The organism is Methanobrevibacter filiformis (assembly GCF_001639265.1).
Lineage (GTDB): Archaea > Methanobacteriota > Methanobacteria > Methanobacteriales > Methanobacteriaceae > Methanacia > Methanacia filiformis.
Window position 1 is genome coordinate 1 of the sequence record NZ_LWMT01000198.1, and the last position, 650, is coordinate 650.

Sequence of the window (650 nt, forward strand, 5' to 3'; positions counted from 1 at the left end):
AGGCATCATAACAGCTTCAGGAAATGTAATACTAACATAATCATTATCTATTTCCTCAAATCGATCTTCAAATTCATTTATACGTTGGGACATATTTTTATTGTAAAGCATGATTCTTTTTCTAATGATCTGTATACTTTCTAAAACGTCAGGATATTCTTCATATTCTTGTTCTTTGATTTTTAGTTCTTTTTTAATTCTTCGGATTGAATTTTTACTTTTATTGTGCAGTAAATTCCATTTTTTCATTAGTTTTAAAGCTTTTAATTCATCACGTGTGATAGTGTAGTGTTTAGATCCTTTAATTAATGCATCAGTACCGTCAATGAAAATATGGAGAAATTTTAGAATATTGTGGTCATTTAAAACGAGTAATGTGTGTAGAAATATTTTTTTAATGGTAATATAGTTGCTGTTTGATAAAAATCTGCTTAATGTTGTGGATGATGGTGTTTTACCATTTAGAAATGTTTTTAATATTATATCTGTTTTGCATAAACTAGCTATTTTATCTGTTCTATATTCATCAACTAAAATTCCGTAACTAATCGCTCCTAAAAGTAATAAACGTGAAATAGCTTTTCTTCCTTTTTCAGATTTAAATTCCCCATTTAATTCATTGATTAAATCCTGAACACACTTATTATCAA

1 protein-coding gene is annotated in these 650 nt (G+C 26.8%); it reads right to left on the minus strand.

The genetic code is table 11. The annotated features are described in order from the left end of the window. Positions 1 to 650: transposase (locus tag MBFIL_RS10820; protein WP_169805503.1), on the minus strand; the 650-nt coding region annotated here is incomplete at both ends.